Origin of the sequence: Dyella choica, from assembly GCF_003977665.1 — a bacterium.
Classification (GTDB): Bacteria; Pseudomonadota; Gammaproteobacteria; order Xanthomonadales; family Rhodanobacteraceae; genus Dyella_B; species Dyella_B choica.
This window is the reverse complement of the sequence record NZ_RYYV01000046.1, coordinates 1-7981: the sequence shown is the minus strand read 5'-3', so window position 1 is coordinate 7981 and position 7981 is coordinate 1. Positions and strand designations below refer to the sequence as shown.

Below are 7981 nucleotides of genomic sequence, written 5' to 3'. Positions count from 1 at the left end.
GCGATGCTCGCAGACCTGGCTGCCGGCTTACTCCGATCCCGCCCCTTGCCGGAGCGGGATCTACGAAACCCTACTGAGACTCGACGCTAATCAAGTACGTCCCGAGGAGCTGTATGCCACCCTCGCGCGGTGGCTCGACCTGCCACCTGCCGCCGATCAAGCGCCGGATGAACCCCTGCCACCCCGATGGCGCAGAGCATGTATCGACGCGGACGTCCAGGAGTATGAGCGCGCCCTGGCAAGGCAGGACACCGCCAACATGGTGCGCTTTGCGCATCGCGCGAAGGGTGCGGCGCTGGTGCTGCATGCGGATCGGGCGGCCGAGCTGGCGGATCGGCTGGAACTCGCGGCAAGAGGCTATGCACCGCTGCAGCCGGATGAAATACAGCGAACGCTCGCCGCGTTGAAAGCCGCTATCGCCCGCCACTTTGACTAAGCCAAAGAGGCGGGCAGCGTGAAAGGAAAAGGGAACGCCAGGCTAATCTGAAAAGGAAGTAGGCCATGTCCGATACCCTGTTGCCGCGCTTACGCGTGATGTTGCTCGAAGACCACGTGCTGGTACGCCGTGGCATGGAGCTATTGCTCAAGCATGAGTACGGAATGGACATAGCAGGCAGCTTTTGCACGCCTCGGCAACTCTTCGAAGCGTTAAAGGACGACAAACCCGACGTGATAGTTACGGACTATGCCCTGGGTGCAACGGATACCGATGGTGCCAAGCTCCTACGCTCCTTACACCTGCAACATCCGCGTGTACGGGTCTTGGTGGTGTCGTCCCACTGCAACGCCCCTACGATAGCTCTGGCGATGAAGGCCGGCGCCCACGGCTTTATTGGCAAGACGCAGCACGAGTCCGAACTACATGCGGCCATCCGAGCGGTGGCGGCGGGCCGAACCTATATCAGCCAGCACCTGGCCGATGCTACCGATCGTATTCACCCTGCCAAACCCAGTGACGAGCCCGTTGCGGACCTCGACGACGGGTTGCTGAACTCCTTCAAGCTTTCCCCACGGGAACATGAGGTGCTGCGCTGCATGCTCGATGGCATGTCAATCGCGGCCATCGCCAAGAAGTTTTCCCGATCGGTCACCACGATCAGCGCGCAGAAGCATTCGGCCTTCCGTAAGCTTGGCTTACGCACCGGCCATGAGTTGTTCAGGCTGCGGTATCAGCGGGTGTGAGCCGGGTCGGCGGCTTTGCCTTTCCGGCGATAGGCTGCTGATCATTGGGGCAAAAGTAAGTCGCTGATTTACAATAACTTGCCAGCCGCCCTCCTAGCTCTGTAATATGGACCTCGACAGGTAAGTCCTAGGTAAACCGCGATACTCTGCAGAAGACGTCGTAAGCGCGATCTAAGCGCGCCGGCCTTAGGGTCTGTCACCAAAACAAGGGTCCCGAAAGGGGCCCTTTTTTCTTGGCTGAAAAGGACTTCTCTGGCGATGGGCCAAATCTTCTACGCTGATGAAAGCGGCGACCTAGGATGGAAGTTTGACCAGCCCTACGGCAAAGGTGGATCGAGTCGGCATCTCGTAATCGCTGCGGTCTCTTTACCCGACACGGACGACCATCGCCCAGAGCGTGTGATGAAAGATGTGTATCACGGCGCAAGGTGGGACCACACAAAAGAAAAGAAATGGATCAAGGCGCCAGATAAGGCTCGAAATCATTTTGCCCATAAAGCAGCGGAGCTCGCGAAAAACCACGGACAGGTGAACTACCACGCCATCGTTGTCGAAAAGCAAAAAGTCTTACCGCATCTTCGGGATGACGGTAACAAGCTTTACAACTACATGGTCAAGCTGCTCCTCGTGAATGAAATGGCCAAACATAACTTAGTGGAATTCATTCCAGATCCGCGTTCCATCAAGGTGGACAGTGGAAATAGCATGCATGATTACTTGTCGATTTGGTTAGGTTTTGAACTCAAAGTGCCTACGCAGCTCAGAACTCAGAAAATTGAAAGCAAATACTCAAAAAACCTTCAATTCACCGACTTCTTATCGGGGGTTGTTCATAGCCATTTCGAATTCAACAAGAGCGCTCAGTTCAACGTTTTGGCGCCCCACATAAAGCTCACCAAGTTGTTCTTTTAATAGAAACCTCAGGGACGGAGGTAGTTCACTCTGTTTTACTACCTCCGTCCCAAGCCTCGCAGGTACGCCATCCAACAATAGCCATAGAGCAGCAGAGACGGTGTGCTGTGCGTCGCCCTTGACCTGCCCCTACCCGCTCGATATTTTCACCGGATGATAGGTAACGCCCATATTTCGTCCCGGCGCATTCCCCGGCAACAGCGCTCACGGCAAACTGTGGAAGCTGTCCTTGCTGCCGTCCCCTTGGTGATGAAACGGCACGGGGCCGCAGCCATCACGACGAACCGCATTGCCGAGGTGGCAGGGGTCAGTATCGGCTCCCTTTATCAATATTTCCCGGACAAGAAGTCGGTTTTCCATGCTCTGCATGAGCGCCATGTCGGGGACGTTCGAAACATGCTGGAGCGCCATATGGCAGCCCACAAGTCATCGTCTTTCAGCGAACTTGTGGTCGATCTCGTTGAAGAGCTTGTCGATCTGCATTCCGTCGATGCTCCCTTGCACGAGGTGATTTCCGCATCGGTCAACGAGGGTCCGGAACATTTTCGCCATGCGCTGCGAGCGGTATTTGAGCCGGCCATCGCCCAGCGCGGCCCTGAAAACATGCACCGAATCTTGTTCGTCTTGCCAAGTCTGGTCGAAGGTGTCGTCCACGGGGCCGCCTTGTCGCCATTCACAATCCGCGAGGCCAAGGGCGAAGCGGTGAAGGCGACCCTCGCTTACCTGTCCGCCCATCCCGAACTGGGCCGGTAACTCGCCTCGAACCATACTTAAGCAAGGCACAAGATCATCGGGGTCGGCCCGCTCTTTTGGAAAAGTAGCGGACGTTCTCGCTAATCCAATCGCCAAAGCTCTTGGGCGTTCGCCCGAGCAGTTGCTGCACGCCATCACTGACGGTGGCGAGCCGACCCTCGCGAACGGTCCGCCAGATATCGACCAGCGCTTCGGCATAGGCACGGTCAGCCCACGTCAGCGCGCCCGCCATGGCTTCGGCATCAGACAGGGCTTCATAGCGGACGGATTTGCCGATCGCTTCACCGATAGCCGTGGCCATCTCTCTGTAACTCAGAGCTTTGGCACCTGTAATGACCAGCACGTCATTGGCGGTTTCCCCCTGAGACAAAACCGACACAACGACGTCGGCGATATCGTCAGGGTGTATAAAAGCGATCTTCCCTTCGCCGGTCGATGAAGAAAGCACGCCATCCATGCGGATCGACTCCGCCCAACTCATCGCATTCGACATAAACGCCGATGTCTGGATGAACGTGTGGCGCACGCCACTCTCTCGAATGGCCTCTTCGCCGCGCGCGTGCCAGGGACCGGTTCCCACCCCGGTTTTGACGTCAAGGGTTGAGAGTTTGCCGAGATGGTGAACACCTGCATCGCGTGCCGCCAGTGCGCAGGTGTGGTCCCGCTCTCCCAAGTCGGGGCCGGTGTTGACCAGGAAAAGAGCGTCACACCCTTGGAACGCGCTCTTCAAATCATTGCGGGAGCTTGCGAGGTCGCCCACCCGGATTTCTACGCGGTCGCCAAATAGCTTCCGCGCTTTCTTGGCATCGCGGACAAGCACGCAAGGCGTCTCGCCTGCGTCGAGAAGACGCTGTGTGACCAGAGAGCCAATGTTCCCAGTCGCCCCAGTGACAAGGTATTTCATCGCAGCTCACACCAAGACCGAACTATCTCCAAAGCAATTCTCTGCTGCCCCGCTTGCGTGAAGTGAAGCCCGTCCTCCATCAACCATTCATTCAGCGACGAAGCATCGAACCGTTGAAACAAATCGACGACCGGATCACCGAAGCCGTGCATGGCTGTCGCAACCTGCGCGATGTCTTCGTTGCGAAAGCGCACACCGAAGCGAGACAGCGCCCAATGTTGGGACACCTGGTTTTCATTCACCGCAACCGGCGTGATCCACAAGCATCGCGCCCCCGTCTCACTGGTGACACGGGACCGGAGTTCGGCAAGATTTCGGGCCGTCTCTTCGTGATGAACCATCGTCTTGGTGGGTTTTGGGCCCTGCGTCCTTGCGTCGTTCAATCCGAGGAAGAACAAAACCCAATCCGGATCACCAGCGAGCACTTCACCGATTCGGACCAGACCGTGAGTAGTCGTATCGCCGCTGACGGCGCTTGCCACCACCGTGATGTTGTCGTCGGGCCGGCGCGCTGAAATCAACTCTTGCAGGATGACCGCCCAAGACTGGGGATCTGAGGTCCGACTGTCACCCAAAGCGAAGATTCGAGCATCTTTGCGCAAGGGGAGCCGATCAATCATTGCTCCCATATCGGGTTCCGCGAGGAGCATTCGCGCTGACGCTTTCACGCCCCTAGCGAGCTTGGCAAGCTCTGCGGAATAGTAATCCGGATCGAGTCCCAGTAAAGCGGCACGGGCTTCCTCAGTGAGCGATGCCGCTCCCGGAAGCGACGCTACGGTCCTCTCGGGCTGAAAGACCTTCAATAGCCAGTGCCTTTGTTCTTCTGACATTTTCATCAGGGCGCGTTCCAAGGTTTTGATGAGATGTCAGCATGCTATCGATCAAGCCATGGACCGTCAGCTCGCGTTTGGACGCGATAAAACCCTTGAAACCAAAGCATTTTGGACGCTTTGCTCAGATTCTTGAGCCAAGTGTCTCGACCGCCGTCTTCCTATTGTCGAAGTCCCGTGCAGGCATGTGCTTGTCAAAGGCGGTTCCCGCGTCCCACCTTGTCGATAGAACGCTGACATAGCATTTCGCCACAACGTTTGCTCAAGAGAGGGCGTTGCGCTATTCAGCGAGACAGCTAGGAGGGAAATTGGATTCGTCGATATCGTGACTGTCACAGGTCCAGGTCACGTCGTCATCCTCGCGCGACGGTATGAGCATCAGCTGCTTGTTGCGTAACAGCGGACTGGCCTGCTTGCCATAGGTTACCACCACGACGCCGTTGTCGATCGCAATGGACGAGACGTATTTGCCCGTCAACGTCAACGGCGCACCGATGCCCACCGCAGCATTGTCCGTCGGGGGCACGTGAGTGAATTTCAATTGGGCCGCAACGGCTTGCTTTGCACCGTCAGCGAGCTCGACGCCTTCATTCACCTGGTCACGTAAAGACTGCTGCTGAAGCACCTCAAAGCCCCCACGGCCGATCTTGATCGCCACACGGGCAACCGTGATCGCCACAAGGCCACCCATTGCTACCAGCACGGCGATGCCCCATCCAGGCATGCCGCGGCGATAAGCCCTAGTGTCGCCGTTGAACTGCTCCTGCAAAGCTTGCCAAGCCTGCAAACTTTGCTTGCGTACTACGAAGGTGCCGGCTATCAAATCGTGCAGGGCCTGCTTGCGGGTGGTGACTCCCGCCATGACGAAGCCGATCATCAAGGGCAAATAGGAAAGGATCGCGCCCAAATGGCGCCCGAACGCTTGCCCCATGTCGATTCGATTTCCGTAGGCGTCGGTAACCTGCAGGCCCATCACCATCTTGCCTGGCGTTGCCTGCTTGGCGCTGGATTCCCAGAGGGGGGAATAAACCAGATGGACGGCCAACTCGATCAAAGCCTGGGTCAAGCTCGTGGAACCAAAAACATGTTCCGGCACAAAGAGTGCGGTTCGTATGATCAGGCCATCGATCATCCATGCCACGAAACGTAACCAGAAACCGCCATAGAGGTCCGCAGGTCCATCCATCGGCAGTTCGCGGGGTGGATGACGAGACGGCGCCGGGGTTTCGGGGCGCCTACTTACCTCGGGTTGCCGCGGCGGCGGCACGGATGCCGGGGTGTCCAACGGTTTACCCACCTCAGGTTTCGGCGCTACGTGAGGCACGCTCTTCAGGCCCAATGCGGCTTCCAATGTCTGCCAGACATTTTCTCCTTTGACGCTGGCGCGCATTTGTCGGTCGAGGAGACCGCGATCGAGCGCATGACGCGCATAAGCTTCACTGATGGGTCCGCAAACGCCTTGATCGGTCTGCAGCCACAGCTGACGGAGCCCTTGATCGGCCAGCGCGACGGCGTCTGCACCCGCTTCGATCAATGCATCGCGTTGCGCGAATGCCTCAGTCTTAGCCACCGCTTTCAAGGTAACTGGCAAACGGCCTTGGATGCGTTCTTGAAATACGCTGGCCTCCATGCGCATCAGCTTGGCAACCTGCTGCCATGTCGTTGCGGGCTCCCTGCCATCCACCGTCTTTCCGGTCAATGTCACCGACCATGGGTTATTGGTTTCCATTGTAATCTTTTGCTGTCTGCTTCCCGGAATGAACCTTTGACGGATGGCCAATTTAAAACCCTACCTTGCCTCTGCCCCGCTTGCCTGGGCGCACGATGCTACCGCCCGATGCCTGAGGCGTCGGGAGTCCTTAATTCATGACCATGAAGTTCAACCCGGTTTCTCCGTCCCGGTTACGTACCGACCATGAGTTGTTTAGGGTGCGGTATCAGCGGGGGTGCGCAGGCTCAGCACGGGGTGCTGGCGGTCATTTGATCCATGGCAGACAATAGCGTGTCACCATCGGCGGCGCCGGCTTGCCGGCTTTCCTTTCGAACGCAGGGGCTTGAAGAGGGCGTGGCAGACCATCCTGGTCACTCACACTGTTGAAAATCCCCGTATTAGCAGCTCGATTCCGTCCCCCGCCAACATCTCTCGCGCGATTCCTGAGCGATCGTTCACAGCTCTCGCTCAAAAATCGTTTTCTCGTCAAAACTCACGTCGGCTTTTGCAAGCCATGGGCATTCCCCTGCGAGATTTGCGCGCAGCGAAACGTTGCCACGCCATCATGCCACCTTGCGAGAGCCACCTACCCTCTTGGCCTTTCGGACCTTCGCCACAGCCTTGTTGACCGGCTGGGCTGAGGCATGTGACATAGCTACCGTTATCCGCACGCCAAGCGCCGCCAGGACCTTGCTGATGGTCGCAAACGAAGGCTTTGCGCCAGGTCGCAGCGCTTTGTACAAACTCTCACGCCCCAAGCCCGTCGCCTCGGCAATCTGTGTCATGCCGCGCGCTTTGGCGACATAACCCAGCGCGCGCAGAATTTCGTCTTGATCACCTTCTTCCAGGACCTGCGAAAGATACTCAGCGATATCTTCCTCGCTGCTAAGCGCTTCAGATGGATCAAATGGGTACGTTTTAATAGCCATGGGTTACACCTCTTTCGCTAGCGCCTTGGCACGCTGCTGCGTGCCCTTGTCGCCGCCACATAGCAAAATAACAATTTCGCGACCGCGCATTGTGTAGTAAACGCGATAACCGGGACCCGCTTGGATGCGCAACTCTGATACGCCGGCACCGACGGACTTCACATCGCCCAGATTGCCTGCCACCAGTCGATCTAAGCGCCGAGTGATAGCTTGCTTACCGACAATGTCTCGCAAGCCTAGCCACCAATCGCGGAAATCTTCCGTTTGCCGCACTACATATCCCATGGCTCGAACTGTATCCAATGGGATACATTTTTGCAAGCCGACAAATGAAAAGGGTCAGTACCGAATGGCACTTACTAAAGCGCTTATCTAGACACTTGCCGTGAGGTGCCCCCTCGCCTGCATGCAGGGGGGCTGGAGCGGCGTTGTTTGAGCTTGCCGCTTTGCTTGAATTCAACGCGAGGTTGCTTCACCCCACCCCAACCCTCCCCTACTACACGTAGGGGAGGGAGCAGATTGCGGCGGTAGCCAGGCAATACGCTTAAGTAAGTGCCGTACCGGTCGCCCCCCCTTTTCCGTACGTCGGGGCGACGGGCGAGTGGTCGATGTCGATTTTTGGAGGCCCCGATCGACGTCGTGTCGTAGGGCCAATAAGGCCGGACTGTCGTGGTCAAGGTTTTTCGGACACCCCGATAGGGCATATCAGGCGAGGCAGCGCTCGTACTCGTTGGGCGAACGATAGCCTAAGGTGGAGTGA

9 protein-coding genes are annotated in these 7981 nt (G+C 57.4%); 4 read left to right on the top strand and 5 right to left on the bottom strand.

Annotated features, from left to right (window positions below; all coding sequences use genetic code 11):
- The 4 genes from EKH80_RS23345 to EKH80_RS23330 all read left to right on the top strand — a co-directional run.
- Positions 1-436, top strand: a 436-nt coding sequence (locus EKH80_RS23345) for an Hpt domain-containing protein (RefSeq protein ID WP_148110435.1), incomplete at its 5' end; no start/stop codon positions are given.
- A gap of 65 nt (positions 437-501) precedes the next feature.
- Positions 502-1182, top strand: coding sequence for a response regulator transcription factor (locus tag EKH80_RS23340; protein ID WP_126687203.1), 681 nt, complete (start codon positions 502-504; stop codon positions 1180-1182).
- Between the two features lie 258 nt (positions 1183-1440).
- Positions 1441-2094: a DUF3800 domain-containing protein gene (locus EKH80_RS23335; RefSeq protein WP_126687202.1), complete on the top strand. Its 654-nt coding sequence runs from the start codon at positions 1441-1443 to the stop codon at positions 2092-2094.
- Positions 2095-2196: 102 nt separating this feature from the next.
- The gene (locus tag EKH80_RS23330; RefSeq protein WP_126687201.1) at positions 2197-2847 is read left to right on the top strand and encodes a TetR/AcrR family transcriptional regulator; all 651 of its coding nucleotides are present in this window, start codon (positions 2197-2199) and stop codon (positions 2845-2847) included.
- A 34-nt stretch (positions 2848-2881) separates the two neighbouring features.
- Here the strand turns inward: EKH80_RS23330 and EKH80_RS23325 are convergent, their stop codons facing one another.
- From EKH80_RS23325 to EKH80_RS23305, 5 genes are all read right to left on the bottom strand, one after another.
- Positions 2882-3751 (bottom strand): NmrA family NAD(P)-binding protein, encoded by an 870-nt coding sequence (locus EKH80_RS23325; protein ID WP_126687200.1) that lies wholly within the window; start codon positions 3749-3751, stop codon positions 2882-2884.
- Positions 3748-4587 carry an SGNH/GDSL hydrolase family protein gene (locus EKH80_RS23320; protein ID WP_230473901.1) on the bottom strand — a complete coding sequence of 280 codons (840 nt, stop codon included), beginning with the start codon at positions 4585-4587 and terminating at the stop codon, positions 3748-3750. Before EKH80_RS23320 ends, EKH80_RS23325 begins: the two co-directional genes overlap by 4 nt.
- Positions 4588-4861: 274 nt before the next feature.
- Complete coding sequence (locus tag EKH80_RS23915) at positions 4862-6361, bottom strand: RDD family protein (RefSeq protein ID WP_158628934.1); 1500 nt, start codon at positions 6359-6361, stop codon at positions 4862-4864.
- Between the two features lie 494 nt (positions 6362-6855).
- Positions 6856-7221, bottom strand: a complete 366-nt coding sequence (locus tag EKH80_RS23310) for an addiction module antidote protein (protein ID WP_126687199.1) — start codon at positions 7219-7221, stop codon at positions 6856-6858.
- A 3-nt stretch (positions 7222-7224) separates the two neighbouring features.
- Positions 7225-7506 (bottom strand): type II toxin-antitoxin system RelE/ParE family toxin, encoded by a 282-nt coding sequence (locus tag EKH80_RS23305; RefSeq protein ID WP_126687198.1) that lies wholly within the window; start codon positions 7504-7506, stop codon positions 7225-7227.
- Positions 7507-7981: the final 475 nt, after the last annotated feature.

Excerpts from the sequence above, each read along its gene's own strand:
- EKH80_RS23340 (WP_126687203.1), top strand. The coding sequence starts at position 502 with ATGTCCGATACCCTGTTGCCGCGCTTACGCGTGATGTTGCTCGAAGAC.
- EKH80_RS23320 (WP_230473901.1), bottom strand. The coding sequence starts at position 4,587 with ATGAAAATGTCAGAAGAACAAAGGCACTGGCTATTGAAGGTCTTTCAG.
- EKH80_RS23325 (WP_126687200.1), bottom strand. The coding sequence starts at position 3,751 with ATGAAATACCTTGTCACTGGGGCGACTGGGAACATTGGCTCTCTGGTC.
- EKH80_RS23305 (WP_126687198.1), bottom strand. The coding sequence starts at position 7,506 with ATGGGATATGTAGTGCGGCAAACGGAAGATTTCCGCGATTGGTGGCTA.
- EKH80_RS23310 (WP_126687199.1), bottom strand. The coding sequence starts at position 7,221 with ATGGCTATTAAAACGTACCCATTTGATCCATCTGAAGCGCTTAGCAGC.
- EKH80_RS23335 (WP_126687202.1), top strand. The coding sequence starts at position 1,441 with ATGGGCCAAATCTTCTACGCTGATGAAAGCGGCGACCTAGGATGGAAG.